The organism is Elioraea sp. (assembly GCF_051860475.1).
Lineage (GTDB): Bacteria > Pseudomonadota > Alphaproteobacteria > Acetobacterales > Acetobacteraceae > Elioraea.
Genome location: NZ_JBHYDW010000008.1, coordinates 37,004 through 62,327 on the forward strand (window position 1 = coordinate 37,004; position 25,324 = coordinate 62,327).

A 25,324-nucleotide genomic window follows, 5' to 3' on the forward strand; every position below is an offset into this window, starting at 1 on the left:
CCCGGCCCCCCCCGCGGGGGGCCCGCCCCCGGTGGGGGGGGCGCGCCCCCCCCCCCTCGGGGGGCGGGGGCGGGGGGGGGGGGGTGGGGGGGTCCCCCCGCGCCCCCCCCAAGTGCTTTTCTTCCTGCTAGCCATCGATCTGCATCAGCAACCCCGCCAGCAGCTTCGCCCGCGGCACCAGCGACGAAACGAGCACGTGCTCATCCAGCGTATGCGGCCCCGCACCCTGCACCCCCAGCCCGTCCAGCGTCGGAATCCCCATCGCCCCGGTGAAGTTCCCGTCCGACCCGCCGCCCGAGCTCTCATGCGGCAGTGCCGCGATTCCGACCCCCTTGGCGATCCGTTCCGCCAGCGCATGCAGCGCGATCACCTTCTCGTCCGGCTCCCACACCGGGCGCGTGTAGGTGCGCCGCACCGTGAAGCCGACATCCGGATCGGTGGGCTTCAGCGCCAGCATCCGCTCCACCAGCGCATCGAGATCGGCCTGCCGCTTGGCCATGCTCAAGCTCTCGCCCTGGCACAGCATCGGCACGCAGTTGACCCATTGACCGGCATGGATCACACCGACCGAGCAGGTTGAGTCCTCGCTCGTCATCGCCTCGATCGCGAGAATCTGCTTCGCCATTTCGCGGATCGCCGACCGCCCCTCCGACAGCCGCGCGCCGGCATGGCTCGGCCGGCCGCGCGATTCCAGCGCGAAGCGCGCGATCGCGTAACGCCCGCTGACTACGCCCCCGTTCGAGCGCCCGGGCTCGGGGATGAGCACCACCTTGTGCCGCCTCGCCTCCGCCTCGATCAGGTCGCGCGTCGAGGGCGAACCCACCTCCTCGTCGCTGGTGAGCAGCACCGTCACCGGCAGCTTCGTGCGCTCGCCCGCCGCGAGGATCGCGCGCACGGCGTCCATCGCGATATACGCGCCGCCCTTCATGTCGCAGATGCCGGGGCCCCAGGCCTTGTCGCCCTCGCGGCGGAAGGCGAGCGGGCCCGAGGCACCACCGGTGCCGATGGGATGCACGGTGTCGAGATGGCTCATCAACAGGATCCCGGGCCCGTCGACCCCACCGCCGAGCGCGGGTTGGGGAAATCGCGCGCGCACGCAGTCGCCGAAGCCCATGCGTCCAGCGATCCGCTCAATCCGCGCGCCGAGCAGCGCGAGATCGCGGCTCGCCACGTCCATCATCCGATTCACCGCGGCCGGGTCGTAGGTCGGGCTCTCGACCTCGACCCAGGTCCGGAGCCCCGCAAGGATCGCTTCGGCGTCAAAGGGCAGGGCGTTGGGGTCCATCCGGTCCGTCTCCTCGGTGCGTGGGTCGGCGAGGGTTCCACCGACGGGCCTGCCTGTCCACCGGCTTGCCTTCGCCAGGCGGCAATGGTGTAACCCTCGACAAACGGGGAGCCACGATGGCGAGCGACGGCATCGAGCGCGAGTTCAAGCTGATGCTGAAGGACGCGACCGAACGGTCGCGGATCGAGGCGCTGCTGCCGCAGAAGCGCCGGCTGCTGCGCCAGCGCAACATCTTCTTCGACACCGACGACGGCAGGCTGGTCGCGGCGCGGCTGACCTTCCGGCTGCGTCAGGAGAACGACGCCTGGCTGCTGACCGCCAAGGGGCCACCGCTCGCAGGCCGCGGAGCGCTGACCGCGCGCGAGGAGGCCGAGCGTGTGGTCACTCCGGCGCTCGCCGCGCATCTCGCCGCCGGCACGGCCGACCCGATCCCGGCGTTCGGGCGCGCCGAGCCGGCCCAGGTCGCGCTGGCGCTGGCGCGCCGGATCTCTGAGGCCGCCGACGGCAAGCCCGTGCGCCCCACCGGCGGGTTCCGCAACGAGCGCACGCATGTCGAGATCGCGCTGCCCTGCGGCACGAAGGCGACGTTGGCGCTCGACCGATCGCTGATGCCCGACGGCGCCGAGCACCACGAGGTGGAGCTCGAGGTCGCGTCGAGCGCGGCGCGGAGTACGGCGGCCTGGCTATCCGGCCTGCTGGCGCGTGCGGGCGTGCCGCCGCGGACCGCGCGGTCGAAACGCAGCCGCTACGAGGCTTCGCGGCGGCGGGGCGCAGCGTGAGCCTACGCATCCTGCTTGCCAACGCCAACACCACCGCGGCGGTGACGGAGATCTGCGCCGCCTCGGCGCGCGCCGCCGCCTCGCCCGGCACCGAGATCGTTCCGGCGACGCCACGCTTTGGTCCGGCGATCATCTCCTCGCGCGCCGAGAACGCGATCGCCGCGCACGGGATTCTCGACTGTCTCGCTGCGCATCACGTGGGTTGCGATGCCGCGGTGCTGGCCGTGTCCTACGACACCGCGCTCGCGGCGGCGCGCCAGCTCCTGCCAATCCCCGTGCTCGGCATGACGGAAGCTGCGTGCCTGACCGCCTGTATGCTGGGCGGACGGTTCGGACTGACGACCTTCTCCTCGACCGAACTCTACCGCGAGCTGATCGCGTCCTACGGTCTGACCGCGCGGCTCGCGGGGGTGGCGGTGGTTGCGGCGAGTCCCTACGACGCGGCATCGGATCCTGGGGCGGTCGCGGCGAAGGTGGCCGAGGCGGCGCGCGGCCTCGCGCGCGAGGGGGCCGACGCGGTGATCCTCGGCGGTGCAGCGCTCGCGGGGATGGGCGCGCGCATCCAGGCCGAGGTGCCGGTGCCGCTGGTGGACGGGATCGCCGCGGCGGTTCGCTTCGCCGAGGCGCTGGTTGCGCTTGGCCTGAAGAAGCCGGGAACCGGCAGCTACGCCGCGCCGTCTGGCCGCGCGAGCGTAGGGCTCGCCGATACGCTCGCGGCACTGCTGCGCGGCTGAATGAGTGATGATTGACCTGTCTCGCCCATGGGGGTCCCTATTCCGCGCTGATCCGGGGTCCCGTTTCCAAGCCGATTGACACCCTGGTGAAAGGCGACGCGGTCGCCGAGCCCGACCGAGCCGCTCAGCGTCGTGGCGGCATCGCAGAAGGCCGGCGTGAGGTCGATGCCTGTCACGCGGCATCCATGGGCCTCGGCGATGGCGCGCGCCGGGCCGCCCACGCCGCTGCCGATGTCGAGCACGCGACCGCCGGCGGTGATGCCGGCCATCGCGGCCAGCGCATCGGTCGCGGCAAGCCCGCCCATGTGGATCATGTCCACCGCGTGCAGATCATTGGCGCCGGCCTGCTCCGGCGCGATACCGCGCGATGCAAGGGAGCGGAGCGCGCCTTCGTAGGTGACCGCCAGGCGGGACCAGTGCGCCGCGACCTTGCGCCCCTGATCCGTCGCCATGGCGTCTGCCATCACTGCGCCCGGATGCCCGCAGCGCGGATGAGGGCGGCCCATTTCACCGTCTCGCTCCGCATCTGAGTGGCGCTTGCCGCCGGGGTTGCAGCGAGGGCCTCACAACCGAGGGAGGTCAGCCGTGCCTTCACATCCGGCAAGGCAAGAAGCGGAATCATTGGCTTCGACGGGCAGATCGAGTTGGATGCGCTGCGGCTCTATGACCTGCCGGAAGATGCGCCGGCCATCCTTTACGGCTGTCCGGCGCTGCCGGCGGGGACGCGGACCCTCGCGGTGGAGACGACATGGGATCTGCCGAGCCTGGCCCCAAGTGGCACTGCGCTGATCGATGTGACGGTGCCTGGGGTACAGCAGGGGGATCATGCCTCCGCGGCTCTGGTGTCGTCGACGCGCTTCGTGGAATTCGACGCCGTGGCGTGGACCAACAACACAGTGCGCGTGAAGGCCAGGAACATTTCGGGTGCGACATTTGATCTGGCGGCAGCGACGGTGGCGTGGAGGTCACGAAGCGGCGAGTTCCCTGAGGCCGGATTTCGGCCCACTCTTGGTGGTGGAGCGAGCTACTCGACCCGTGCGCCTGAGGCGCGGATGACCGGCGCCAGGAGCGCCTGCTGCTCGGCCCGGTAGGCGGTGATCTCGGCCGGCGCAGCCGGCCATGGCGTGATCCCGGATTGGCGGAACCGCTGCACAAGCTCGGGCCGCTCCAGGGCCTGCCGCGACAGGCGGTGCATTCGCTCGACCAACGGCGCGGGCAGGCCGGCCGGCCCTGCCACCACCGCCCATACGGTGAGGTCGAAGCCGGGCAGCGTCTCGGACAGCGCCGGCACCTCCGGCGCGGCGGGGCTGCGCTCCAGCGTGGTCACGGCGAGCGCGCGGATCCGACCATCTCGCACGCCAGCGATGACGGCGGAGAAGGGGGCGAACAGGGCCGAGATCCGCCCTGCGATGAGGTCAATCTGCCCTTGCGGGCCGGGATAGCCGACATGCTCCATCACGACGCCGGCGCGGCTCTTGAATATCTCGCCCGACAAATGTCCGGCGGCGCCGATACCGCCATGCCCATACGTGTGACGCCCCGGCTCACGCTTGAGCAGGTCGATGAAGTCGGCCACCGAGCGCGCGGGCAGTTCGTTGTTGACGACCAGGAGGAAGGGCTGGCGCCACTGGCCTGAGACGAAGCTGAAATCGCGCGTCGGGTCATAGGGCAGTCGAGCGTAGAGCGTCGGCGCGATGGCCAACTGGCCGATGCCGACATAGCCGACAGAGTAGCCGTCCGGCGTGGAGCGGGCGATCGCGGCGGCGCCGAGCGTACCACCGGCACCCGCGCGGTTCTCCACCAAGAATTGCTGGCCCGTCACCTCGGCCATGGCCGCGCACCAGGTGCGGGAGGCGATGTCGGTCGGGCTGCCCGGCCCGAACACCTCCGTGTAGCGCACCGCGCGTGTCGGCCAATCCGCCGCGGCGGACTGGGCGCCGGCTGTGTCCGCATGGCCGGTGACTCCGGCGATGCAGAGGCCAAGCGCAGTGCGGCGGGAGAATGGGCTGCTGGTTGGGCACGAAAATCCAGTCATCTGACTGCTCCGTTGGCTGCCGATACTTGGTTCCGCTCGGGCACCAGTTCGACTGGGCGACGCCCCACCCATTGTCGGTGGGAAAGCCAACGAACTGCCAAAATGACTCTAGCAGGCGCGATGACCGTCAGACATGACAATTTGTCTCCTGCGCTGGAGGCCGGCGGCGTTCGCCATGGCACCCCCGCAAGGCCTCATCACGACGGGCGAACGCCCCCGCGTTTCGTGCGAGGATGCCGTCGGCAGAACCGTGCGTGGGCTGGTTGAACCAGCGGAGGGTTTCCCGATGTCCTCGAGTTTCACCGCCACCGATGGCAATGCCTATGAACATCACATGGGCCGCTGGAGCCAGCGTCTGGCGGAGCCGTTCCTCGACTTTGCCAAACTGCCTGGCGGCAAACGGGTGCTTGATGTCGGATGCGGCACCGGCAGCCTCACCCTGGCGCTGATGCGCCGCTCCGGCTTCGACCATGTCCTCGGGCTGGACATCGCTCCGGCCTATGTTGCCCATGCCAAGGGCCGGACCGACGATCCGCGCGTCACCTTCGAGGTGGGCGACGCCTGCGCGGTGCGCTTTCCAAACGCCAGCTTCGACGCCGTGCTGTCGCTGCTGATGCTGCATTTCGTGCCCCGCGCGCCGGCTGCCGTGGCGGAAATGCGCCGGGTGGCTCGGCCCGGCGCCGTTGCCGCCGCCGCAGTCTGGGACGCGCGGGGGGGCGTTGTGTCGCACCGGATCTTCGTCGACACGGCGGCTGCGCTTGATCCGTCGGCGGATGCGCTGCGCGCCAAGCACTGCACCCGGCCCATGACACGCCCTGGCGAACTCACGGCGGCCTGGCAGGCAGCGGGCTTCCGCGAGGTGCGCGAGGCGGCGCTGACGGTCCGCATGGACTATGCCGATTTCGACGATTTCTGGAGCCCTTATGACGGCGGGCAGGGTCCGTCGGCCGATTACGTGACCGCGCTTGATCCGGCATCTCGCGACCGGCTGCGGGACGGGCTTCGGCGCGCCTATCTTGATGGCGAGCCGGACGGGCGCCGCTCCTACGCCGCGACGGCTTGGGCGGTGCACGGCATCGCGCCGGATTGAGCGTCCCGGCGCAGTCGGCCGCGCTTCACGCTACGCCTCGCAGATGTAGGTCACCGTTCGGATCCGCCGATCCCGCAGGTTGCTCACCTGGTTGCGGGCCATCATCGGAGAATCTTCGCCGAGGAACGTCTGGAACGTGACGGCGGCGCCGTCTGAGCGATGCGGGCGGACATAGCCTCGAACCACTGCTGGCTCTCCTCAGTGGAGTCGTTCACGTCCAGGATGCGAAAGCCGGCGCCTGCAAGCAGCACTTCCATATCGTCCGGGGTGGCAAGATGGCTGATCGACGGCTCGCGCGCCCAGGGCACAGGGAACAGGACCTCACCGCCCTCGCCCTGCAGCACGTCGTAGACCGCGAAGCGACCGCTGAGCTTCAGCACGCGCTTTGCCTCCGCGTACATCCGGTCCTTGGTTGCGATGTTCATCGCCACATGGATGGTCATCGCGGCGTCGAAGGCGGCGTCGGCGAAGGGCAGGCTGTCGGCGATCCTGCTCACGAGATCGCCGTCGTCGGCGTAGTGGCTGGCTACCTTGTCGGACATGACTGCGCTCTCCATCGCTCGTTCGGTTTTCACCATGCCTCCCGGTCGGGTGCGTCACGTGCGTTTCCGTGCGACGATCATGCCGACCTTGATTGATCCGGAGCCAAGGTTCCGCTCCATCGCCACGGATGCGGCGCGTCGAGCTTCGGTGGCATCCCTGGTAAGGCCCAACGCGCCCTTCTTCGCAGCGAGTGCCTGATCGTAGGTGGCGATACTGGCGAGGTGGAAGCGGCGCCCCTCTTCGCTCTGGTCGACGAACTCTCCGACCTCGAAGCCGAGCCCGGAAAGGCGCTCGATGCACGTCGGCAGCAAGTCCAGCGCCGACATGCCGGGCTCCGTTGCCCAAGGCAGCGGGTAATGCAGCTCCCCCTCGCCGGCGAAGAGCTCATGCAAGGCAAGGCATCCACCGGGCTTCACCACGCGTGCCGCCTCGGCAAACAGCCGGTCCTTCTCGGTGATCTGCATCGCGACGTGCTGCATCACCGCTACGTCGAAGCTGCCGTCGTCGAACGGCAGCGCGAGCGCGCTGCCATGCACGAGCCGGACCTGCCCCGTCAGGCCGACCAGGGCGGTCAGCCGCGTCGCGGTATCGTGCAGTGCCTCGCTCAGTTCGATGCCGCAGACGACGGCGCCGAACCGGCTCGCGATGGCGCGCGCCGGGCCGCCCACGCCGCTGCCGATGTCGAGCACGCGACCGCCGGCGGTGATGCCGGCCATCGCGGCCAGCGCATCGGTCGCGGCAAGCCCGCCCATGTGGATCATGTCCACCGCGTGCAGATCATTGGCGCCGGCCTGCTCCGGCGCGATACCGCGCGATGCAAGGGAGCGGAGCGCGCCTTCGTAGGTGACCGCCAGGCGGGACCAGTGCGCCGCGACCTTGCGCCCCTGATCCGTCGCCATGGCGTCTGCCATCACTGCGCCCGGATGCCCGCAGCGCGGATGAGGGCGGCCCATTTCACCGTCTCGCTCCGCATCTGGGCGGCGCTTGCCGCCGGGGTTGCAGCGAGGGCCCCATAGCCGAGGGAGGTCAGCCGTGCCTTCACATCCGGCAAGGCAAGAAGCGTGACGATTTCGCGATGGAGCAGTTCGATGATCTCGCCCGGCGTGCCGGTCGGGACCAGTACCGCGGTCCAGATGTCCGCGGCGATGTCGGGGTGGCCCGCTTCGGCCATCGTCGGCACGCCCGGCAGCGCATCCGCGCGCTGCCCGCTGGTGATCGCGATGGCGCGGAGCCGACCGTCCCTCACATGCGGCACGGCCGGGGGCAGCGCTCCGAAGGAGATCGGCGTATGTCCGCCGACGGCCGATCCGATCGCAAGGCCACCGCTGGCGAAGGGGGCATGCACAAGGTCGAGTTGGAGAGACAGGCGGAACAGCTCGCCGAGGAGATGCGGCGGCGTGCCAACGCCCGGTGAGGCGTAGCTGTGCTGGCCCGGATTGGCGCGGATCAGGCCGACGAGCTCCGCCACCGATTGTGCCTGCACCGAGGGATGCACCGTGAGCACCGTCGGCGCGGTGACGGCGATGGTGACGGGCTGGAAGTCCTTCTCCGGATCATAGGGCACGCGGTCGAAGAGGCTCGGGTTGGTGACGAAGTTCGGGGCCGCCACCAGGAGCGTATGCCCATCCGGTGCTGCCCGCGCGGCCTGACCCATGCCGATGTTGCCGCCGGCTCCGCCGATGTTCTCGACGTAGAACGGTTTGCCGAGCTGGTCGGACAGTTTCTGCGCGATGAGCCGAGCGGCGAGGTCATTCGGACCGCCGGGCGCGAAGGGCACGATGACGCGCACCTGCCGCGCTGGATAGGCCTGCGCCAGAGCCGGCCGCGACAGGCCAGCAGCCGCGGCGCCGGTGGCGAGAGATGACAGCAGAAGCTGACGGCGAGGAAAAAGCATCGGAAGGCCTCCTGAAACGCGGGCGCAATTCGCCGGGACGGGAGGTCCTCCCACACAGGAGCCATTTGCTCTGGTCGCGGTGCGAGAGGTCCTTCCAAGCAAACCATAGCCTCTCGCATCCTGACGATCCATAATATGCAAGACGGGAAAACCATATCTACAGAATATGACGATGGAGCTGAGGCACCTGCGTTATTTCATTGCCGTCGCCGAGGAAGGCCACATCACCAGGGCCGCCGAGCGGCTCGGCATGCAGCAGCCGCCGCTCAGCCAGCAGATCAAGGCGATCGAACGGGAACTCGACGTGCAGCTGTTTCGTCGAAAGGCTCGCGGGGTGGAGATGACCGATGCTGGCCGCGCCTTCCTGCAGGAGGCCCGGGCAACGCTCGGGCATCTCGATCGCCTGGCGGAAACGACGCGGCGTGCGGCACGCGGCGAGCAGGGGCGGCTTTGTGTCGGCGTGACGTCGACGGCACCTTTCCATCCGCTGGTGCCACGCGCGATCCGCGCCTTCCGCGATGCCTGCCCCATGGTCGCGCTGACCTTGGAGGAATGCCTCAGCAACGAATCGATCGAGCGATTGCGGGATGAGCGCCTGGACGTGGCGTTCATCCGCATCTCGCCGGCGTCACCGGGCGAACTTGCCGTGGTTCCGCTGCTTGAGGAAGCGATGGTGGTGGCGCTGCCGAGCAGGCATCCTCTCGCACAAGGGCAAGCCGATTCAGCGATATCTCTGAGAAGCCTGGCCGGCGAGACGTTCATACTCTACGGGCCGCCGGGGACCGGAATGTATGACGCGACGATTGCGGCGTGCCATGCGGCGGGCTTCAATCCGCGGGTCGGCAACCTCGCTGCCTCCACGCAGCAGGCGCCCCGCATTGCCTCGACGCTGAGCCTGGTCTCGGCGGGATTGGGGATCTCATGCGTTCCGGCCTCGCTGCAGCGGCTGATCATCGACGGTGTGGTGTACCGATCGCTGGCGGGAGCGGACTGCCCACGGGCGTTGCTCAGCCTGGCCTCGCGGCCCGGAGATCCCTCTGCCGTGGTGAAACAGTTCATCGGCGCGGTTCGGAAGGCGGCGAAGGATTTCTCGTAGCCTTGGGTGCCGCTGTCAGCCTGCTTTGGATGTCAGCAGAATCATCGGGCGCGGGGTGCACAGCCCGAGAGCCCGTCCTTCGACGACCTCGCGTTCGACGGCGTGGCCTCGACGCGCCTTGCTCTGAGGCGACAGAGGGTTGGTTCGCCGACGAGGCCAGGGTCGGCCAGAAGAACACGATCACACGCCGATGGGTGCCGCGCGGCAGCGACCCCTCAGCGCCGCAGGGCCCGGGCGGTTCCCTTGCCGTCGCGCGACCAGGGGGCGCCGAGAAGGTAGACCGACGCATAGTGCTGGTCCTGCGCTGCTGAGGGGCGGCGGCGGGTGGCAGAGCGGTGGCTGGAGCCGAAAGGGCCGCGGGGACCTGGACGACGACATCCCGGTCTGAGCGAACGGGCTCCGACGGGGGAGGAACGCTACTCCTCCTCGGCGCTGGTCATGATGGCGTGCGGCGCCTCGCCCTTGCGGCGCTTGCGCGCGCGTGTGGCGTAGGCGCCGCGCGGCCGATTCGGATCGACATTCGGCCTTACCACCGTATCCTCGTAGTCGGCCCAGTCATCCTCGGTCAGGTCGGCAATGCGCGTCGTCACCGCCACGGACTGCATGGTCTCGTCGCTGTAGAGGCTGCGTGGCAGCGGCACAGCCTGGAAGATCGGGTAGTCCGGCTCGAGCCGGACCAGCACGTCGGTCTTGGTGAGGCGGATGTTGCTGAACAACGGACCGAACCAGCGGTCGGTCTCGATGATGCCCTCGTAGAGCTCGTAATGGCCGCGCGGCAGGTTGGGTGGGCCGCGCACCAGCAGGCCCCAACCGGGGGCCGTGCGCGCGATCAGGCCGGACCAGATCTGCACCACGCCCGGCTCGCGGAGAGCGGAGAGAAAGGGCGGTGAGAAGCCCTTGATGCCCTCCGGCGCCGCCATGTCGAAGGCCTGCGCGAAATAGGGGAACTGGGCACTGCCGTTCAGAGGGATCCATCCGTCGTGCTCGGCGCCGTCATAGGTCCAGAACACTTGGTTGCCATCCCACATCAGCGTCAGGCCGATCGGCGGGAAGACGTACCAGCCGAAGGCAGTGGCGGTGGTGACGGCCTCGCAGTAGCGGAAAGCGCGGGTCGGCAGGGTGCCGATCGCGGAGCGGTCTGCGCGCATGGGCGGGCGGGCCTGTTCGATCAGGCGGTGGAAGGTGAGGATGGGACAGTCGGGCGCATCCGTCATTGAGATCCCTCCTCGTGGGGTCGCGCGGTTCGATCTCTAGGAAAACATGCTGACAACCAGGAGGGGAAGAGGCGTCGCACCCACACGCGGCAGGTGCGACGCCGGTTGAGGGATCAGAGCGCCGGGGCCACGCCGCCGAGGCGGACCGCGCCGGTATCGGCGACCGGCTTCAGCGCCGGCGCCACGCCACCGAGCCGCACCGCGCCGGTGTCGGCGACCGGCTTCAGCGCCGGGGCCACGCCACCGAGGCGGACCTTGCCGGCATCCAGCGTGGGAGAGGCGTTGAGGGTGTTGGTCATGAAGATCTCCTTCGGTCGTCTCTCAGACTGCATGTTCTTGCTTTGTTCCAATCCACGCCGACGACGATGAGCACCTGAGCACGCGCGTGGATCGGGAGTGAGCAAGGCGGCGAGGCAGTCCTTCCCGCCGGATGAAGGCGAACGTAACAGGAACTTTTGCCGGTTGCAAGAGATCAGTCCTACAACCCACGCGAGCCGTCATTGCTGCGTGGCCGTCGCGAGGTCGGTCGGGCCAACAAATCACGGAGGCTGACGACGATCTCACGCGCGATCCCCTGGTTTATTCCGGCACTCTTCTATCACGGTTGCCTCCGCACAATACCACGCCGAGCACTGTCGGCGCGGACGGGATGATTCATGCGTAACGCTGGTGAAGAAACTGTCGCCATCTCGGGCGACCCCGTGCTGATCGAGGTGCTGGCTGCGGCGCAGCGCTTCGCCGCTTGGTATGCGGAGTATCTTTCGCGCGAGGCCGCAAGGTGCGCCCCTGACAATGCCGAAGGCGAACTCGTCGCCAGCAAGCTCCAGCATGCGGTGTTCGACCTCATGGCTGCGGTCCACGAGATGAATCGACACTGCGCCGCGCCGGAGGGTCAGCGCCGCATCACCACCACCCCTGCGCGGGTGCGCCTCGTGGACGATGCCCTGCACTAGGCGCCGCGCGGCGCGGCGGCAGCGATCCGCGGCTACCGCTCGCTTTCCCCGATCGGCCGGCATGCCCGCTTCGCCAGCGCCCCGATCCGCGCGATGCGCTGCGCCGCCACCCCGGCGACCCCGGCATCCGCGAGGCCTGGAATCGCGCCGACCGCACGCGCCGCGGCGCCTGCCACCGCGTCCGCCGCGCCGATCGCCCCCGCCTCGCCCAGGACGCGCCGCGCGAGCCGCCAGGTCGCGGCTGCGCCGGGCGCAAGCCCGTAGATCGCGGCGATCCGGCGGATGAGGCCCAGGCCCTGCACCGCGAACCAGAGCGTGTCGAGCAGCGCCGAGGGCAGCACGAACACGCCGCCCGCCATGCGCAGGCAGGCGCGCCGGATCGCCGCATCGGCCTGCGCGTCGAGCGGGGCAAGCACGTGCCGCGCGAACAGCGCCGCCCTCCGGTCCGGATCGTTCACGCCGCGCGCCACGCCGCGCCAGAGCGCGATCGGCCGCGCCAGCCGCGGGTCGCGCTCCATCACCTCGGCCGCGCGGTCAGGGTCGCCCCGCACCGCCTCCACGCGCGCAAGCCGGCGCAGCCCGCGCATCTCGCGCAACAGCAGCAGCACGAGCACGAGCGCAAGGGCAGCGACCAGCGTCGCCGCGATCCAGCCCTGTGCGGCGGAAGCCGCGAAGCGCGCCTCGACGAAGGCCCAGAGATCGAGCGCCAGCAGCCCGGCCCCGGCCAGCACCGCGACCGCGATCAGGGTCCCGCGCCGGCGCGGGGGCTCCGGCGCCGGCGGCTCCGGCAGCGCCTCCAGCTCGTCGGCGAGGCGCGCCGGCTCGGCCTCGAGGGCGCGGCGGCGCGCCCCGGGGGTCTCGCCGCTCACGCGAACACCTGCGGCAGCGCCGCGGCCAGCGCGCGGTCGAGGTTCAGGTGGCGCAGGCCCCGGTCGGGATCGATCGCCGGCGGGGCGAACACGGGCACCGCGTAGCGCCGGTCGAACCATGCCGCCGGAGGCGTCTCCACCGGGATGCCGCCGGCGAACCAGAACGCCTCGCGCCCGCCGCCCGCGACCAGCCCCTCGACCGCCTCCACGGTGCGGCCGCGCTCCTCGATCGTGACGTCGCGCGTGCAGGCGGCGGCGGCGACCGCCAGGGTCGTGCCGTTGCCGCCGACCAGGTGCCGCAGCAACGCGGCGAGCTGGCCGCGCTGGCTCTCCGGCACGTAGTCCGCCTTGGTCGCGGCATAGACCGGGCGCGGCGGATCGCGCGCCAGCACGAGCCGCGCGAGCCAGCCTCCCTCGGGGCGCAGCGCCGCGGCGATCTCGGCCAGCGCCGTGCGCGTGTCGGCGAAGCTCGCGGCCCCCGAGGCCAGGGCGCGGAACAGGTCCACCAGAACGATCTGGGCGTCGAACCGCGCCATATGCGGGGCGAGGAATTCGGCGCGGGTGCGGCGGAGATACTCGTCGTAATGCGCGCGCATGGTGGCCCACAGGCTGCCCGCGCGCGCCGATCCGCCCGCCGGCACGGGCAGCGGACAGAACAGCAGGAACGGCATCCCCGCCCAGGCATCGGGGTTGAGGAACCGCCCCGGCGTCAGCAGAGCGAGCCCCGCCTCATCGCGGCAGCGCCGCAGATAGCCGGTATAGGCCTCGGCCAGCCGCGCGAGCACGGCATGCTCGGCAGGCGCCTGCGGGTCGAGCGCGGCGAGCGCCGCCCGCCACGCAACGGCGCGGTCGGCCCGCGGCACCCCCTCGGCACGGGCCAGTTCCGCGGCCGACCACGCCTCGAAGCTGCGCCCGAGGAGCGGCAGGTCGAGCAGCCACTCGCCCGGGTAATCCACCACCTCCAGCCGCACCGTGCGCCGCGAGGGGCCGAGCTGCCGGCCGAGCCAGCCCGGAGACGGCGTCATCACCTCCAGCGCCAGCGCGAGCTTGGTCAGCCGCGTGGTCGGCTCGGGCCAGCGCGCCTCGCCCGACAGGGCCGCAAGGGCGGGGGCGAGCGGAAACAGCGGCGCATCCGCAACCGTCAGCCCGGCCTCCGCCACCGCCACCACCCGTCCCTCGGCGGCGGCGGGCAGCCCGGCCATCCGGCGCGGATCGCGCGGTGCCGCCATCAGGTTCGCCGCCAGCGCGGTGACGAACACCGTCTTGCCGGCACGCGACAGCCCCGTGACGGCCAGGCGCACCGTCTCCTCCGGCGCACCGAGCAGCAGGCGGCGCAGCGCGCCGGCGGCGGCCCGCGCCTCGGCGATCGGGTCGGGAACCGCGATCAGGCCGCCTCGCGCATGTTGCGCGCGCGCAGCGCCGCCGGCCGGTTCAGGCAGCGGTCGAGCCATGCCTTCACCTGCGGGAACGGCGCGAGGTCGAAGCCGTTGAACCAGGCCGTGTAGAGCACGCAGGAGAGCTGGAGATCGGCGACCGAATAGGCGGCGCCGAGCAGATGGTCGCGGCCGGCGAGGCAGGTCTCGAGCACGACGAGGGCCGCCTTCAGCTTCTCCGCGCCGGCGGCAGCGAGCGCCGGGTCGCGCTGGTCGGCTGGGCGGACGAAGGTGTTGTAGGCCCACTGCATCTGCACGGGCTCGATCTCGGTCGCGGTCCAGAGCGTCCACTGGAACACCCGCCCCTCGTCCTCGATCGTGCGCGGCCAGAGATCGCCGTACTTGCGCAGCAGGTAGAGATTGATCGCCAGGCTCTCGAACAGCACGGTGTCGCCGTCCACCAGCGCGGGGATCTTGGCGTTCGGGTTGATGGCGCGGAAGGCGGCCGACTTCGCGCCCTCGGTGAAGTCGGTGGGGACGAGTTCGTACTCCACTCTTGCTTCCTCGGCCGCCATCAGGCAGCGGAACGCGCGCGAACGGGGAATGCCGTAGATCTTCACGGGGCCGGGCATGTGTCTCTGTCCTCGGGAGGTTGCGCGTCGATGGCCGATCCTACCCCGCCGCCGGCCGGGCGTCATCGGGGCGGCGGCTTGCGCCGGCCCTGCCTCCCGGCCATCTCTCCGCCGTGACCGTCTCCTCATTCACCCTCGACACGCCCTCGGGCCGGCTGCGGGCCTGGGCCGACGCGCTGTTCGTCGACCACGCGGTGCTGCGCCTCGCCTGGCGCAATCGCGGCGTGGTGGAGGCGGGGCGTCTGTATCGCTCCAACCAGCCGCTGCCGTTCCATCTTGCGCTCGAGGCCCGGCGCGGCATCCGCACAGTGCTGAACCTGCGCGGCCGGCGCGACTGCGGCTCGGACGTGCTCGCGCGCGAGACCTGCGCGCGCCTCGGCCTGACGATGATCGACGCGCCGTTCGAGAGCCGGGGCGCGCCGCACAAGGAGCGCATCCTGCGCCTCGCCGGGCTGTTCGAAACGATCGCGTATCCAGCGCTGATCCACTGCAAGTCTGGTGCGGACCGGGCGGGGCTCGTTTCGGCGATCTACCTGCTGCTGCGCGGCCGGCCCATCGCGGAAGCGCAACGGCAGCTCTCCTGGCGGTACGGCCATGTCGCGGCCGGCAGGACCGGCATCCTGGATGCGTTCCTCGACCGTTACGCCGCTGCGCAGGCCGAGAGCGGGATCGGCTTCCTCGACTGGGTGCGCGGCCCCTATGACGAGCAGGCGCTGCGCGAAGACTTCCACGCCGGGCGCATCGGCACCTTCATCACCGACCGTCTGCTGCGGCGGGAATAGGCTCGGGCTCGAAGGCCTGGGCCGCGACCAGCCGCGCATAGGGGCCGCCGCGCGCGAGCAGCGCCTCGTGCGGCCCGTCCTCGACCACGTGGCCCGCCTCCAGCACGACGATCCGATCCGCCGCGCGCACGGTGGAGAGCCGATGCGCGATCACCACCGTGGTGCGCCCGGCGCGCAGCCGTTCCAGGGCCGCCTGCACGCGCGCCTCAGTCTCAGCGTCGAGCGCGCTGGTCGCCTCGTCGAGCAGCAGGATGCGGGGCGCGCGCAGGAGCGCGCGGGCCAGCGCGATGCGCTGGCGCTGCCCGCCGGAGAGGCGCAGGCCACGATCGCCGACGCGCGTCGCGTAGCCCTCCGGCAGCGCGGCGATGAAGGCGTGCGCCTCGGCTGCGCGCGCGGCCGCCTCGATCTCGGCGTCCGTGGCGTCGAGCCGGCCGAAGGCGATGTTCGCCCGCACCTCGTCGTCGAACAGCACCACCTCCTGGCTGACCAGCGCGATCGCGCGCCTGAGCGAGGCGAGCGTGACGGCGCGCAGATCCTGCCCGTCGATCAGCACGCGGCCGTCGGTCGGGTCGGCGAAACGCGGGATGAGATTGACCAGTGTGGTCTTGCCAGCGCCCGAAGCGCCGACGATCGCGACGGTCGTTCCGGGCGCGATGTCGAGCGACACCTCGTGCAGCGCCGGCCCGTCATCGCCATAGCGGAACGAGACGCGGTCGAACACGATCCGCCCCGGCCCGGCTTCGAGCGGCACCGCATCCGGCGCGTCGGCGATGCGCGGGGTCTCGTCGATCAGCGCGAGGCAGCGCGACACCGCCGCCGCACCCTCCTGCAAGGCGACTGACAGCGTGCCGAGCGCGCGCATCGGCCGCGCCGCGATCAGGAGAGCGGCGACGAAGCCGGTGAACTGACCGGCCGAGGCCGCGCCCGAGGCGATGCGCCAGCCGGCAAACGCGATCACCCCGGCGACCGCCACCCCGCCCATCGCCTCCAGCACCGGATCGACGCGCGCGCGCCCCCGCACCACGCGCATCAGCTGCTCGAACCAGGTGCGGAACGCCCGTCCCGCGCGCTCGCGCTCGTAGTGCTCGAGCTGATAGGCGCGCACCATGCGCGCGCCGGCGAGGCTCTCGGTCAGCAGCGAGACGACCTCGCCCGCCTGCTCCTGCTGGGCCTTGGAGGCGCGGCGCATGCGCGTGCCGATCGCGTTGATGGGCACGACCGCGATCGGCACGACCAGCAGCGCGAAGACCGTCAGCACCCAGTCGAGCCAGAGCATCGCCGCGACCAGGGCGAGCACGGTCAGCGCATCGACCACACCGGCGACCGCGCGCGCGAGGCTCTCGCGGATCACCGCGACGTCGTTGGTGAAGCGGGAGACGAAGCGGCCCGTCGGTTCGGCTTGCAGCCGTGCGAGGTCGGCGGCGAGCAGACGGTCGAACATCGCGCGCTGGAGCGACAGCACGATGCCGAGCACCACGCGCTGCATCAACACCACCTGCGCGTACTGCGCCGCGGCCTTGGCGCAGACGACCAGGATCGCGACCAGCGGCACGAGCCAGATCACGCGGGCGTCCCGCGCCTCGAACAGCCGGTAGGCCCAGTCGATCACCACGGGGTAGAGCCCCGTAGCGCCGGACACGACCGCCATCAGCGCGAACACGGCAAGCAGGCGGCGGGACTCGCCGCGCGCGTGGTCGCGCCAGAGGCGGCGGCCAAGCAGGCCGAGCGCGGGTTCGGGCGGGCGGGTCATGCGCGCCTCATAGCACGCGCACGCCCTACCCCAGCACCAGCCGGGGCAGCCAGGTCGCGAGCGGCGCGTGGAGCGTCACCGCCAGCAGCACCAGGACCAGCGGCGCGAGCCAGGGCAGGATCGCGCGCGCCAGCCGGTCGAACGGCAGGCCGGCCACGCGCGCGGTGACGAACAGCACGATGCCGACGGGCGGGGTGATGGTGCCGATCATCAGGTTCAGCACGAAGATCAGGCCGAAATGCATCGGGTCGATGCCGAACCCTGCCGCCGCCGGCACCAGGATCGGCACCAGCACCAGCATCGCTGCGATCGCCTCCATCACCATCCCCACCAGCAGCAGCACGACGTTCACCGCCAGCAGGAACAGCAGCGGATCGCCGACGGTGGCGACGATCATCGGCCCCAGCATCTGTGGGATGCGCGAGAGCGACAGGCACCAGGCGAGCGCGGTCGCGGTCATCAGCAGCGCCAGCACCACGCCGGTGGTTTCGACCGTCTCGGCGAGCAGGCGCGGCAGATGCGCGACCGGCAGGGAACGGTAGATCACGAGCCCCAGCAGCAGCGCGTAGCCGGCCGCGACGGCCGCCGCCTCGGTCGGCGTGAACAGCCCGCTGACCAGCCCGCCAAACAGGATCACCGGCGTCAGCAGCGACAGGAACGCCTCGGCGAAGGCGCGCAGGAGCAGCGCGATGCCTGGAAACGGCGCGCGCGGCAGACCGCTGCGGCGGGCGACGATCACCACCAGCGCCATCAGCGCGCCGGCCATCAGCAGGCCGGGGATCACGCCGGCGAGAAAGAGCGCGCCGATCGACACATCCGCGCTGACCGCATAGATCACCATCGGCAACGACGGCGGAATGATCGGCCCGATCGTCGCCGAGGCGGCCGTGACCGAAGCCGCGGTCTCGTCGTCATAGCCGGCATCGCGCATCGCCTTGATCTCGATCGTGCCGATGCCGCCCGCATCCGCCACCGCCGAGCCCGACATGCCGGCGAACAGCACGCTGGCGACGATGTTGGCGTGGCAGAGCCCGCCGCGCAGCGAGCCCACCACGGCGGTGGCGAAGCCGAAGATCCGCTCGGTGACGCCCGAGGCGTTCATCACATTGCCCATCAGGATGAACAGCGGGGCGGCGAGCAGCGGAAAGGAGTTCGCCGCCTGTGCCATCCTCTGCGGCACGATGCCGAGCGGGATCCCCGCCTGCCAGACGAAGCCGAAGGAGGCGAGGCCCAGGCCCGCGAACAGCGGCAGGCCGAGGAACAGCGAGGCGAGCCAGAGCCCGAGCACGACCAGCATCGTCTCGGTCACGGCGCGCGCTCCCGCCGCAGAGCCGACGCGATCTCGGCGAGCGAGGTCAGGATCAGCCCAGCCGCGGCGATCGGCACCGGGATGTAGAGCAGCGCGGACGGGAGCGGCAGGCTCACCCACTCGACATCCCAGTTGCGCGCGATCAGCGCCGGCGCCTCGCGCAACAGCAGCACGGCGAAGGCGATGACGAGCGCGTGCAGCAGCACCGTCAGCCCCGTGCGCACGGAGCCGGGCAGCAGCGTCAGCACCGCCTCGATGCGGATATGCGATCGGTTGCGCGCGGCGATAACCAGGCCGACGAAGCCGGTCCAGACCAGCAGGTGCTGTGCAGCCTCCTCGGTCCAGGCGAGCGGATGGGCAAAGGCGCGCGCGCCGACGCCGAGCAGCACCGTGATCAGCAGCGCCAGCAGCAGGGAAGCGGCCGCGGCGGCGAGGATCTGCCCCGCCACCGCGCCGAGACGCGCGATCAAAGAGCGGCGAGCGTGTCGAACGTCCCCTGGCCCCAGCGATCGGCGAACTGCGCCGGCACCTTGGCCAGCACGGGCGCGCGGAACGCTGCGACGTCGACCTCGATCACCTCCATGTTCGCCGCCTTCAGCGTCGCGACCAGCTCGCCCTCCTGGCGCGCGAGCTCGGCATCCTGCCACTGCGCGGCCGAGGCGATCGCCGCTTCCAGCACGTCGCGGTCGGGGGTCGCGAGCGAGCGCCAGAAGGCCTCGTTCACGATCGGCATGCGCGGGGTGATGATGTGGCCGGTCAGCACGAGATGCTTCTGCACCTCGAACAGCTTCGCCGAGTGGATCGTCGGCAGCGGGTTCTCCTGCCCGTCCACCGCGCCCTGCGCGAGCGCGAGGTAGAGCTCGGGGAAGGCGATCGGCGTGGGCCGCCCGCCCCAGGCCTCGACCATGGCGCGGAACACGTCCACCGGCGGCACGCGCAGGCGGAACCCGGCCATGTCGCCGACGCTGCGCACCGGCTTCGCGGCCGACGAGGTGAGGTGGCGCTTGCCGTAATAGGTGATGCCGATCATGCGCATGCCGCGGCGCGCGACGAGCTGGTCGTTCAGCCGCGCGAAGATCGGCGTCGCCGCGACCTTCGCCATGTGCGCGGCATCGCGCCAGAGATAGGGCGCCTCGATCACCGAGAGGGGCGGCAGGAAGGCAGCGAGCGCGCCGGCGCCGTCGGTGGTGAACTGCAGCGCGCCGGTCGAGACCGCCTCCATCATGTCGCGCCCGGAGCCGAGCTGCCCGCCCGGGAAGGACTGGATCTCCAGCCGTCCGCCGCTCTTCTCGCGGAGCTCGCGCGCGATGCGGTCGACCATCAGCACCTGCGGATGGGTCGCCGGCAGCAATTCGCCCCAGCGGATCGCGCGCGGCTGGGCGCGCAGCGTGATCGGCATGGCAAGCGTGGCGGAAGCGCCGAGCACGGCGCGGCGCGTGATCCTGGTCATCGGCGTTTCCTCGTCTGTTGCGCCATCGTGGCGATGGCCGAGCCTAGCCTGGCCGCGCGCAGCGTCAACGAGGCGATCAGGCGGGCTCGCGGCGGCCGACGGCGTCCTTGTTGCGCTGCCAGACCGCGAGATTGAGCACGGCGGCGAAGCTCACCCAGACGAGATAGGGCAGCAGGATCAGCCCGGCGAGCGTGCTGATCGGCAGGAACAGCGCGATCATCAGCGCGATCGAGAGCCAGAGTGCCACGACCTCGGCGAAGGCGAGGTCCATGCGGCGGATCCCGAAGAACAGCCACGACCAGGCGGCGTTGAGCACCAGTTGCACCGCCCAGACCGCGAGCGGCAGGGCCGCGCCGGTGAAGCCGGCCTCGCGCCACACCAGCCAGGGTGCCACGCCGATCGCGATGTAGAGCAGCGTCCAGGCGACCGGGAACAGCCAGTCGGGCGGCGTCCAGGACGGCTTGTCGAGCCGGTCGTACCAGGGGCCGGGGCGGAAGACCGCCCCCGTCGTCGCGGCGGCGAAACAGGCGAGCAGGAAGGCGCCGAGGATCGCGAGCTCGCCCGCCATGGCGTCAGATCCGTTTCGCCGCGGCGACGGCCGCCGCCGACCCGGCGCCGACGATCCGGCCCCAGAGCCGGAGTGCTGCGGAGTAGCGCTGACCCTCGCCCGCCTCGCGCGCCTCGTCGCGGTGATGCACCTCCTCGAGCCGGCAATGCTCGAGCAGGGCGCGGATCTCGGGCAGGATGCGCTCGGCGTCCAGCCGGTCGATCTGCGCCTGGTAGTGGCGATCGACGAAGCTCTCCACCGCGTCGATGGTGGCGAACACGGCGCGCGGGCCGAACAGCGCCGGAGCCGCGCCGGTGAGCCAGCCGGCGAGGCGCCAGATCGGCAGCAGCCGCGACCGGTCGGCGGGCGGCAGCAGATCGTCCAGCAGATCGAGATGGCCCTGCTCGGTCGCCTTGTGGCGTGCGGCGAAGTCGCGCACCGCCGGGTCGCGGCTGACGGCGAGGATGCCGCGGTAGATCATCACCGCGCCGGTCTCGCCCGCGTGATCGGAGCGCAACTCCGCCACCAGCCAGGGCGACAGGGAAGCGCGATCGGTGCGCGGCGGGGCCGGGCGGTCGAGCGTGGCAGCGTCCATGCGCGTCAGATGGCCGGCGGGCGGGCGAATGCCAACCCCTTGCGGCCGGCGCGCGGGTCGCCACCTGCCGCTCATGCCCGCGGAGACACAGGACCGCCCCTTGGCCTACTACGATGGCACCTGCCCGCTCTGCGCGCGCGAGGTCGCGTTCTGGCGCGACCGCCCGGGCGGCGAGGCGATCGCCTGGGTGGATGTCTCGGTTGCCGACGCGGCGCCGGGGCCGGGGCTGACGCGCGAGGCGGCGCTCGGGCGGATGCATGTGCGCCTGCCCGACGGGCGGCTGGTCGCCGGCGCGCGCGCCTTCGCCGTGATCTGGGGCGCGATGCCGGGGTTCCGGTGGCTCGGCCGGCTGGTCGGGCATCCGCTGGTCGCGCCCCTGGCCGAGTCGGCCTATCGGGGCTTCCTCGCGATCAGGCGTCTGTGGCGGCGACCGTCTCGCGCAGCCAGCGCCTGACCGTTTCCGCATCGTCGCGACAGCCCGCCTCCGTCCAGCGGCGTTCGAGCGCCCCCAGGATCGCGCCGACGCGCGGCCCCGGCGCCACGCCCTCGGCCAGCACGTCGGCGCCGCGCAGGGGGAACACCGGACGCGGCGTCGCCGCGATCCAGGCGCGCAGCGCCCCCCAATCGCCCGGCCGGCCCTCGGCTTCGGCGAGCCAGGTCGCCCCCGTCAGCGCCTCTGGCCCGCGCGATGCGAGGGCCGCGCGCCAGGCCCGCTCGTCGCCCTCGGGGGCGGGCTCGGCGAGGCCGGCGAGTGTGGCCGCCTCCGCGCCCGAGAGCTTCAGCCGCGCGGCGAGGCGCTCGACATCCGCGCCCGGGCAGAGCGTGGCGAGACGCAGCAGCGGATCGGCGGGCGCACCGGCCGCCACGAGCGCGTCCAGCCTGCCGCGCGCCACCGCCTCCGGCAGCACCGCGGCAAGCACGCCCGTCTCCGCCATCAGCCGCACGGCATCGCGCGGATCGGGCGCGACGAGGATGCGCTTCAGCTCCGACCACACCCGCTCGACCGAGAGGATCGCCAGCCCCGGCACGGCGGCGCGGATCGCCGCCAGCGCCGCCGCGTCCGGCGCGCCGCGGCCGTACCGGGCGTGGAAGCGGAAGAACCTGAGCGCGCGCAGATAGTCCTCGGCCAGCCGGGTGGCGGGGTCGCCGACGAAGCGCACCACGCCGCGGGCGAGATCCTCGCGGCCGCCGAACCAGTCCCAGACGCGGCCCTCGGCGTCCATGCTCATCGCGTTGATGGTGAAGTCGCGCCGCGCCGCGTCCTCGCGCCAATCGGTGGTGAAGGCGATGGTGGCGTGCCGGCCGTCGGTCGAGACATCGCGGCGCAGCGTGGTGATCTCGACCGGACGGCCATCCACCACCGCGGTGACGGTGCCGTGCGCGAGCCCGGTCGGCACCGCCACGATGCCGGCGGCGCGCAGCGCGGCCATCACATCCTCCGGAACGCGCGGCGTGGCGAGGTCGAGATCCGCGTTCGGCACACCCACGACCGCGTCGCGCACGCAGCCGCCGACCAGCCGGGCCTCGGGCAGCGCCGCGTGCACGCGCCGGAACGCCAGGTCGTCGAGCACGGGCAGGCGCGCGAGGCGGAAGGCGGGCGGGTCCATCGCGGTCCTTTTATCACTGCGGGCAAGTCCGGCCGCTAGCGTCTGGCCCGACACCGAGGAGGAGTGCGATGACCGCCCTGCCCCGACGCCGCCTCATCACCCTCGCCGCGCTGGCCGCTTCCATGCCGCGCGCGGTGCGTGCCGCCTCCGACGCCGCCGCCATCACCGACGCCGCCTCCGCCTATCTGCGCGAAGCCGCCGATGATCCGCGCGCCCGCCTTGCCTGGGACGATCCGCGGCGCACCGACTGGCACTGGTTCCCGTCGCGCTTCCGCCCGAACCGCGAGGGCGTGCCGATCGGCGAGATGTCGGCCCCGCTGCGCCGCGCCGCCCACGCGCTGCTGGAGGCGAGCACCACCGGGCCGGGGGCAGCGAAGGCCCATGCGATCATCAGCCTCCAGCACGAGCTGCGCCGGGGCGACCCGGGGGCCTATTTCGTCAGCGTCTACGGCACACCGGGCGAGGGGCACTGGGGCTGGGGCATCGAGGGCCACCACCTGTCGTTGAACTACGCCGTGCACGGCGATCGCATCGCTGCCGGGCCGATCTTCCTCGGCGCGCATCCGACCCGCGTCGAAGCGGGCGAGCGCGCGAGGCTCCGCGCGATGGCAGCGGAGGAGGACGAGGCGCGCGCAGCCCTGCTGGCGCTGCCCGCCGCTTTGCGCGAGCGCGCGATCGTCGCCGAGCACACACCGCGTGACACCCGCACGCGGAACGCCGTCACCGTCGAGCCGCTGCCGCGCGAGGGCGTGGCGTGGTCCGAACTGCCGGCCGAGTCGCGCGAGCGGTTGACGCGCGCGATCCACGAGTATCTCGGCATGATGCCGCCCGCCCTCGCCGCCGCCGAGCGCACCTGGCTCGCCGCCGCCGATCCGGCCTCGCTCACCTTCCAGTGGCGCGGTGCGACGGTGCCCGACCGGTTCCACTACTGGGCGGTGCAGGGCCACGCGTTCCTGATCGAGCACGACAACAGCCGCGACGGTGCCCGTCACATCCACAGCGTCTGGCGCGGCTTCGCCTCCGATTTCGGCGCCGCGCTGTAGCCCCTAGCCCCTTACGGGCGCCTGTCGCTGTCCGTGACGCGCCCGTCCTCGAGCCGCGCGGGCACGTAGCGCTCGCCCGGCTGCATCGAGCGCTGCTCGGCGAACCACAGCAGCCCGACCGCGAGCACGATCACGCCGGCCACCGTCAGCACCAGCCACGGCGCGTCCCGCCAGGCGATCACGCGATCGCCCTCGCCGTCGGGGCCGGCGCGGCGCATCAAGAACAACCAGGCGAAGTAGAGCGCGAAGGGAATCAGGAACAGCAGGATCCCCTGCACGATGCCGCGCATGTCAGCCCTCCCGGAGCAGGCCCCCGAGCGCGACCAGCATCGCCGCGGTCGCACCCCAGATCCGATGCCGCTCGTGCGGCACCACCCAATAGCGTCGCAGCCGGCCGCGGAACACCGCCTCCTCCTCATACGGCCCTGGCGGACCTGTGAGGGCGGCGAGCGGCAGCTCGAACACCTCCGCCACTTCGCGCGGATCGGGCCGCGGCGCAACCGGGGGCGCGAGCAGACCCACCACGGGTGTCACGCGGAAGCCGGTGCCGGTGACGTATAGCGGCAGCCGTCCGATGATCTCGACGGCAGCCGGATCGAGCCCGATTTCCTCCTCCGCCTCGCGCAGCGCGGCCGCCTCCGCCGAGGCGTCGGTGGCCTCGATCCGGCCGCCTGGGAAACTCACCTGGCCCGGATGCCGGGCCAGATGCACGGTGCGCAGCGTCAGCACGATGCTCGGCGCCGGGTGCAGCACGATGGGCACCAGCACGGCCGCGCGCGTGGCCGCTGCGTCGTCCTCGACCGCCTCGCCGGTCCGGCGCAGCCGGTCCGTGCCCCGCAGCACCGCGGCCAGATCGGGCGCGCTCAGCCCGCGCGCCGCCCCGCTCACGCCTCGTCGGCCTGGCCGAGCGGGAAGAAGCTCTCGCCCGACCACACCCCGAGCACGGCCTCGCCGTGCACCGTCTCGGGTACGGCCAGCGCCACCAGCTCGTAGTAGACCGAGCGGTCGATCCGCGCCTCGATCGGCAGCGTGCCGCGGCCGGGGCGTACGGCCACATAGGGCGTGGGCAGGCAGGTCACGATATCGCGCGCGATCCGGACCGGGTGCTCGCGCCCGGCCTCGACCACCTCGTCGACATTGGTGCGGAACGACAGGATCTGCTGCCCGCGGCAGGTCGAGACGAACAGTTCGACCGCGAGGAACGGCGCGTCCTCGACCTCGATGCGCCCACGCTCCGCCGGGGTGATCAGCCAGTACGAGCCATCCTGCTCGCGCGTCAGCACCGAGGCGAACAGGCACACGAGCTCCTTTCGCCGGATCGGGCTGCCCTGGTAGTGCCACGAGCCGTCACGCGCGATCCGGATCGCGATGTCGCCGCAGAACACGGGCGTGCGTGGCGGCCGTTGCACGGGGGGCGTGAGCGCCAGGCCCGGGATCGGCGCGGACTCGCCGCGCTCGCGATGCGCCGTCCTGCCGCGCGCTGCCATGCGGTCAGATGCCGCCACCCACTCTCCGCGCCGTCTCCGGCACAGCCTCCTTGTTCTCCGGCGTCACGTCCGCGTGACCCTCCGGGCTCCGGTTCTCCGACATGCGCACATATAGGTACCATCCCACCTCGCCGTGTAGATGCGGAAGGAGATCAGCGTGGCCGACACGACCCTGTTCGCCGGGAGCACTGTCGCCGAGGCGGGCGACCTTGTGGCGGAGGTCGAAAGCCTGACGAACCGGATCGCACGCGTGCGCG

30 protein-coding genes are annotated in these 25,324 nt (G+C 71.7%); 9 read left to right on the plus strand and 21 right to left on the minus strand.

Annotated features, from left to right (window positions below):
- Window positions 1–127: 127 nt before the first annotated feature.
- Entirely contained in the window at window positions 128–1,285 is a 1,158-nt protein-coding gene (locus ACTIFU_RS02985; RefSeq protein WP_439576800.1) for a M20/M25/M40 family metallo-hydrolase, read from the minus strand.
- A 116-nt stretch (window positions 1,286–1,401) separates the two neighbouring features.
- Between ACTIFU_RS02985 and ACTIFU_RS02990 the strand changes: the two genes are divergently transcribed.
- A complete protein-coding gene (locus tag ACTIFU_RS02990) occupies window positions 1,402–2,064 on the plus strand; it encodes a CYTH domain-containing protein (protein ID WP_439576801.1) in 663 nt (220 codons plus the stop codon).
- Complete coding sequence (locus tag ACTIFU_RS02995; protein ID WP_439576802.1) at window positions 2,061–2,798, plus strand: aspartate/glutamate racemase family protein; 738 nt, start codon at window positions 2,061–2,063, stop codon at window positions 2,796–2,798. The genes ACTIFU_RS02990 and ACTIFU_RS02995 overlap by 4 nt, the downstream gene beginning before the upstream one ends.
- On the opposite strand, the gene ACTIFU_RS03000 is transcribed toward ACTIFU_RS02995, so the two are convergent.
- Window positions 2,729–3,250, minus strand: a complete 522-nt coding sequence (locus ACTIFU_RS03000) for an SAM-dependent methyltransferase (RefSeq protein WP_439576803.1) — start codon at window positions 3,248–3,250, stop codon at window positions 2,729–2,731. The two genes, ACTIFU_RS02995 and ACTIFU_RS03000, sit on opposite strands and share 70 nt — an antisense overlap.
- Before the next feature lie 78 nt (window positions 3,251–3,328).
- Between ACTIFU_RS03000 and ACTIFU_RS03005 the strand changes: the two genes are divergently transcribed.
- Window positions 3,329–3,889, plus strand: coding sequence for a hypothetical protein (locus tag ACTIFU_RS03005; protein ID WP_439576804.1), 561 nt, complete (start codon window positions 3,329–3,331; stop codon window positions 3,887–3,889).
- Here ACTIFU_RS03005 and ACTIFU_RS03010 read toward each other — a convergent pair.
- Window positions 3,823–4,629, minus strand: a complete 807-nt coding sequence (locus tag ACTIFU_RS03010; RefSeq protein ID WP_439576805.1) for a Bug family tripartite tricarboxylate transporter substrate binding protein — start codon at window positions 4,627–4,629, stop codon at window positions 3,823–3,825. The genes ACTIFU_RS03005 and ACTIFU_RS03010 overlap by 67 nt on opposite strands.
- A gap of 490 nt (window positions 4,630–5,119) precedes the next feature.
- Between ACTIFU_RS03010 and ACTIFU_RS03015 the strand changes: the two genes are divergently transcribed.
- Window positions 5,120–5,923: a class I SAM-dependent methyltransferase gene (locus ACTIFU_RS03015; protein ID WP_439576806.1), complete on the plus strand. Its 804-nt coding sequence runs from the start codon at window positions 5,120–5,122 to the stop codon at window positions 5,921–5,923.
- 101 nt (window positions 5,924–6,024) lie between these two features.
- On the opposite strand, the gene ACTIFU_RS03020 is transcribed toward ACTIFU_RS03015, so the two are convergent.
- Genes ACTIFU_RS03020 through ACTIFU_RS03030 form a run of 3 tightly spaced genes read right to left on the minus strand, consistent with a single transcriptional unit; the run spans window position 6,025 to window position 8,492 of the window.
- Window positions 6,025–6,465, minus strand: coding sequence for a methyltransferase domain-containing protein (locus ACTIFU_RS03020; protein WP_439576807.1), 441 nt, complete (start codon window positions 6,463–6,465; stop codon window positions 6,025–6,027).
- Window positions 6,466–6,519: 54 nt separating this feature from the next.
- Window positions 6,520–7,365 carry a class I SAM-dependent methyltransferase gene (locus ACTIFU_RS03025; RefSeq protein WP_439576808.1) on the minus strand — a complete coding sequence of 282 codons (846 nt, stop codon included), beginning with the start codon at window positions 7,363–7,365 and terminating at the stop codon, window positions 6,520–6,522.
- Between the two features lie 11 nt (window positions 7,366–7,376).
- Complete coding sequence (locus tag ACTIFU_RS03030) at window positions 7,377–8,492, minus strand: Bug family tripartite tricarboxylate transporter substrate binding protein (protein WP_439576829.1); 1,116 nt, start codon at window positions 8,490–8,492, stop codon at window positions 7,377–7,379.
- 40 nt (window positions 8,493–8,532) lie between these two features.
- Here ACTIFU_RS03030 and ACTIFU_RS03035 point away from each other — a divergent pair, with 40 nt between their 5' ends.
- A complete protein-coding gene (locus ACTIFU_RS03035) occupies window positions 8,533–9,456 on the plus strand; it encodes a LysR family transcriptional regulator (protein WP_439576809.1) in 924 nt (307 codons plus the stop codon).
- Window positions 9,457–9,872: 416 nt separating this feature from the next.
- Here the strand turns inward: ACTIFU_RS03035 and ACTIFU_RS03040 are convergent, their stop codons facing one another.
- Together ACTIFU_RS03040 and ACTIFU_RS03045 are read right to left on the minus strand one after the other, a co-directional pair.
- Window positions 9,873–10,670: a DUF6065 family protein gene (locus ACTIFU_RS03040; RefSeq protein ID WP_439576810.1), complete on the minus strand. Its 798-nt coding sequence runs from the start codon at window positions 10,668–10,670 to the stop codon at window positions 9,873–9,875.
- Between the two features lie 113 nt (window positions 10,671–10,783).
- Complete coding sequence (locus ACTIFU_RS03045) at window positions 10,784–10,969, minus strand: hypothetical protein (protein WP_439576811.1); 186 nt, start codon at window positions 10,967–10,969, stop codon at window positions 10,784–10,786.
- 402 nt (window positions 10,970–11,371) lie between these two features.
- Between ACTIFU_RS03045 and ACTIFU_RS03050 the strand changes: the two genes are divergently transcribed.
- The gene (locus ACTIFU_RS03050; RefSeq protein WP_439576812.1) at window positions 11,372–11,623 is read left to right on the plus strand and encodes a hypothetical protein; all 252 of its coding nucleotides are present in this window, start codon (window positions 11,372–11,374) and stop codon (window positions 11,621–11,623) included.
- 32 nt (window positions 11,624–11,655) lie between these two features.
- Here ACTIFU_RS03050 and ACTIFU_RS03055 read toward each other — a convergent pair whose 3' ends face one another.
- The 3 genes from ACTIFU_RS03055 to ACTIFU_RS03065 are packed head-to-tail and all read right to left on the minus strand — an operon-like array spanning window position 11,656 to window position 14,497.
- Window positions 11,656–12,492: a DUF697 domain-containing protein gene (locus tag ACTIFU_RS03055; RefSeq protein WP_439576813.1), complete on the minus strand. Its 837-nt coding sequence runs from the start codon at window positions 12,490–12,492 to the stop codon at window positions 11,656–11,658.
- Window positions 12,489–13,943: a YcjX family protein gene (locus ACTIFU_RS03060; protein WP_439576814.1), complete on the minus strand. Its 1,455-nt coding sequence runs from the start codon at window positions 13,941–13,943 to the stop codon at window positions 12,489–12,491. The genes ACTIFU_RS03055 and ACTIFU_RS03060 overlap by 4 nt, the downstream gene beginning before the upstream one ends.
- Window positions 13,877–14,497 (minus strand): glutathione S-transferase family protein, encoded by a 621-nt coding sequence (locus ACTIFU_RS03065; RefSeq protein WP_439576815.1) that lies wholly within the window; start codon window positions 14,495–14,497, stop codon window positions 13,877–13,879. Before ACTIFU_RS03065 ends, ACTIFU_RS03060 begins: the two co-directional genes overlap by 67 nt.
- 113 nt (window positions 14,498–14,610) lie before the next feature.
- Here ACTIFU_RS03065 and ACTIFU_RS03070 point away from each other — a divergent pair, with 113 nt between their 5' ends.
- Window positions 14,611–15,279: a tyrosine-protein phosphatase gene (locus ACTIFU_RS03070; RefSeq protein ID WP_439576816.1), complete on the plus strand. Its 669-nt coding sequence runs from the start codon at window positions 14,611–14,613 to the stop codon at window positions 15,277–15,279.
- Here the strand turns inward: ACTIFU_RS03070 and ACTIFU_RS03075 are convergent.
- The 6 genes from ACTIFU_RS03075 to ACTIFU_RS03100 form a co-directional block, all read right to left on the minus strand.
- The gene (locus ACTIFU_RS03075; protein WP_439576817.1) at window positions 15,251–17,029 is read right to left on the minus strand and encodes an ABC transporter ATP-binding protein; all 1,779 of its coding nucleotides are present in this window, start codon (window positions 17,027–17,029) and stop codon (window positions 15,251–15,253) included. The genes ACTIFU_RS03070 and ACTIFU_RS03075 overlap by 29 nt on opposite strands.
- Window positions 17,030–17,054: 25 nt before the next feature.
- A complete protein-coding gene (locus ACTIFU_RS03080; protein ID WP_439576818.1) occupies window positions 17,055–18,338 on the minus strand; it encodes a TRAP transporter large permease in 1,284 nt (427 codons plus the stop codon).
- Window positions 18,335–18,808, minus strand: coding sequence for a TRAP transporter small permease (locus ACTIFU_RS03085; RefSeq protein WP_439576819.1), 474 nt, complete (start codon window positions 18,806–18,808; stop codon window positions 18,335–18,337). The genes ACTIFU_RS03080 and ACTIFU_RS03085 overlap by 4 nt, the downstream gene beginning before the upstream one ends.
- Window positions 18,805–19,788 carry a sialic acid TRAP transporter substrate-binding protein SiaP gene (locus ACTIFU_RS03090; protein ID WP_439576820.1) on the minus strand — a complete coding sequence of 328 codons (984 nt, stop codon included), beginning with the start codon at window positions 19,786–19,788 and terminating at the stop codon, window positions 18,805–18,807. The genes ACTIFU_RS03085 and ACTIFU_RS03090 overlap by 4 nt, the downstream gene beginning before the upstream one ends.
- Window positions 19,789–19,864: 76 nt before the next feature.
- Window positions 19,865–20,356 (minus strand): TspO/MBR family protein, encoded by a 492-nt coding sequence (locus tag ACTIFU_RS03095; RefSeq protein ID WP_439576821.1) that lies wholly within the window; start codon window positions 20,354–20,356, stop codon window positions 19,865–19,867.
- A 4-nt stretch (window positions 20,357–20,360) separates the two neighbouring features.
- Entirely contained in the window at window positions 20,361–20,930 is a 570-nt protein-coding gene (locus ACTIFU_RS03100) for a demethoxyubiquinone hydroxylase family protein (protein WP_439576822.1), read from the minus strand.
- A gap of 100 nt (window positions 20,931–21,030) precedes the next feature.
- Between ACTIFU_RS03100 and ACTIFU_RS03105 the strand changes: the two genes are divergently transcribed.
- Window positions 21,031–21,384, plus strand: coding sequence for a thiol-disulfide oxidoreductase DCC family protein (locus ACTIFU_RS03105; RefSeq protein ID WP_439576823.1), 354 nt, complete (start codon window positions 21,031–21,033; stop codon window positions 21,382–21,384).
- Here ACTIFU_RS03105 and ACTIFU_RS03110 read toward each other — a convergent pair.
- Complete coding sequence (locus ACTIFU_RS03110) at window positions 21,341–22,537, minus strand: CCA tRNA nucleotidyltransferase (protein WP_439576824.1); 1,197 nt, start codon at window positions 22,535–22,537, stop codon at window positions 21,341–21,343. The genes ACTIFU_RS03105 and ACTIFU_RS03110 overlap by 44 nt on opposite strands.
- Before the next feature lie 68 nt (window positions 22,538–22,605).
- On the opposite strand from ACTIFU_RS03110, the gene ACTIFU_RS03115 reads away from it, so the two are divergent.
- Entirely contained in the window at window positions 22,606–23,580 is a 975-nt protein-coding gene (locus ACTIFU_RS03115; RefSeq protein WP_439576825.1) for a DUF3500 domain-containing protein, read from the plus strand.
- An 11-nt stretch (window positions 23,581–23,591) separates the two neighbouring features.
- On the opposite strand, the gene ACTIFU_RS03120 is transcribed toward ACTIFU_RS03115, so the two are convergent.
- From ACTIFU_RS03120 to ACTIFU_RS03130, 3 genes are read right to left on the minus strand one after another with little or no spacing between them, the layout of a single operon-like run.
- On the minus strand, window positions 23,592–23,870 hold the full coding sequence (locus ACTIFU_RS03120) for a DUF6111 family protein (protein WP_439576826.1): 279 nt from the start codon (window positions 23,868–23,870) through the stop codon (window positions 23,592–23,594).
- A 1-nt stretch (window position 23,871) separates the two neighbouring features.
- Complete coding sequence (locus ACTIFU_RS03125; RefSeq protein ID WP_439576827.1) at window positions 23,872–24,468, minus strand: CoA pyrophosphatase; 597 nt, start codon at window positions 24,466–24,468, stop codon at window positions 23,872–23,874.
- A complete protein-coding gene (locus tag ACTIFU_RS03130; RefSeq protein ID WP_439576828.1) occupies window positions 24,465–25,085 on the minus strand; it encodes a DUF1285 domain-containing protein in 621 nt (206 codons plus the stop codon). The genes ACTIFU_RS03125 and ACTIFU_RS03130 overlap by 4 nt, the downstream gene beginning before the upstream one ends.
- Window positions 25,086–25,324 lie beyond the last annotated feature (239 nt).

Bases quoted from the DNA above. Each gene is read 5' to 3' on its own strand.
- ACTIFU_RS03075 (WP_439576817.1), bottom strand. From the start codon at position 17,029: ATGACCCGCCCGCCCGAACCCGCGCTCGGCCTGCTTGGCCGCCGCCTC.
- ACTIFU_RS03095 (WP_439576821.1), bottom strand. From the start codon at position 20,356: ATGGCGGGCGAGCTCGCGATCCTCGGCGCCTTCCTGCTCGCCTGTTTC.
- ACTIFU_RS03000 (WP_439576803.1), bottom strand. From the start codon at position 3,250: ATGGCGACGGATCAGGGGCGCAAGGTCGCGGCGCACTGGTCCCGCCTG.
- ACTIFU_RS03110 (WP_439576824.1), bottom strand. From the start codon at position 22,537: ATGGACCCGCCCGCCTTCCGCCTCGCGCGCCTGCCCGTGCTCGACGAC.
- ACTIFU_RS03025 (WP_439576808.1), bottom strand. From the start codon at position 7,365: ATGGCGACGGATCAGGGGCGCAAGGTCGCGGCGCACTGGTCCCGCCTG.
- ACTIFU_RS03120 (WP_439576826.1), bottom strand. From the start codon at position 23,870: ATGCGCGGCATCGTGCAGGGGATCCTGCTGTTCCTGATTCCCTTCGCG.
- ACTIFU_RS03010 (WP_439576805.1), bottom strand. From the start codon at position 4,629: ATGGCCGAGGTGACGGGCCAGCAATTCTTGGTGGAGAACCGCGCGGGT.
- ACTIFU_RS02990 (WP_439576801.1), top strand. From the start codon at position 1,402: ATGGCGAGCGACGGCATCGAGCGCGAGTTCAAGCTGATGCTGAAGGAC.
- ACTIFU_RS02985 (WP_439576800.1), bottom strand. From the start codon at position 1,285: ATGGACCCCAACGCCCTGCCCTTTGACGCCGAAGCGATCCTTGCGGGG.
- ACTIFU_RS03045 (WP_439576811.1), bottom strand. From the start codon at position 10,969: ATGACCAACACCCTCAACGCCTCTCCCACGCTGGATGCCGGCAAGGTC.
- ACTIFU_RS03100 (WP_439576822.1), bottom strand. From the start codon at position 20,930: ATGGACGCTGCCACGCTCGACCGCCCGGCCCCGCCGCGCACCGATCGC.
- ACTIFU_RS03030 (WP_439576829.1), bottom strand. From the start codon at position 8,492: ATGGATCGTCAGGATGCGAGAGGCTATGGTTTGCTTGGAAGGACCTCT.
- ACTIFU_RS03035 (WP_439576809.1), top strand. From the start codon at position 8,533: ATGGAGCTGAGGCACCTGCGTTATTTCATTGCCGTCGCCGAGGAAGGC.
- ACTIFU_RS03090 (WP_439576820.1), bottom strand. From the start codon at position 19,788: ATGACCAGGATCACGCGCCGCGCCGTGCTCGGCGCTTCCGCCACGCTT.
- ACTIFU_RS03065 (WP_439576815.1), bottom strand. From the start codon at position 14,497: ATGCCCGGCCCCGTGAAGATCTACGGCATTCCCCGTTCGCGCGCGTTC.
- ACTIFU_RS03060 (WP_439576814.1), bottom strand. From the start codon at position 13,943: ATGGCTCGACCGCTGCCTGAACCGGCCGGCGGCGCTGCGCGCGCGCAA.
- ACTIFU_RS03020 (WP_439576807.1), bottom strand. From the start codon at position 6,465: ATGTCCGACAAGGTAGCCAGCCACTACGCCGACGACGGCGATCTCGTG.
- ACTIFU_RS03115 (WP_439576825.1), top strand. From the start codon at position 22,606: ATGACCGCCCTGCCCCGACGCCGCCTCATCACCCTCGCCGCGCTGGCC.
- ACTIFU_RS03040 (WP_439576810.1), bottom strand. From the start codon at position 10,670: ATGACGGATGCGCCCGACTGTCCCATCCTCACCTTCCACCGCCTGATC.
- ACTIFU_RS03015 (WP_439576806.1), top strand. From the start codon at position 5,120: ATGTCCTCGAGTTTCACCGCCACCGATGGCAATGCCTATGAACATCAC.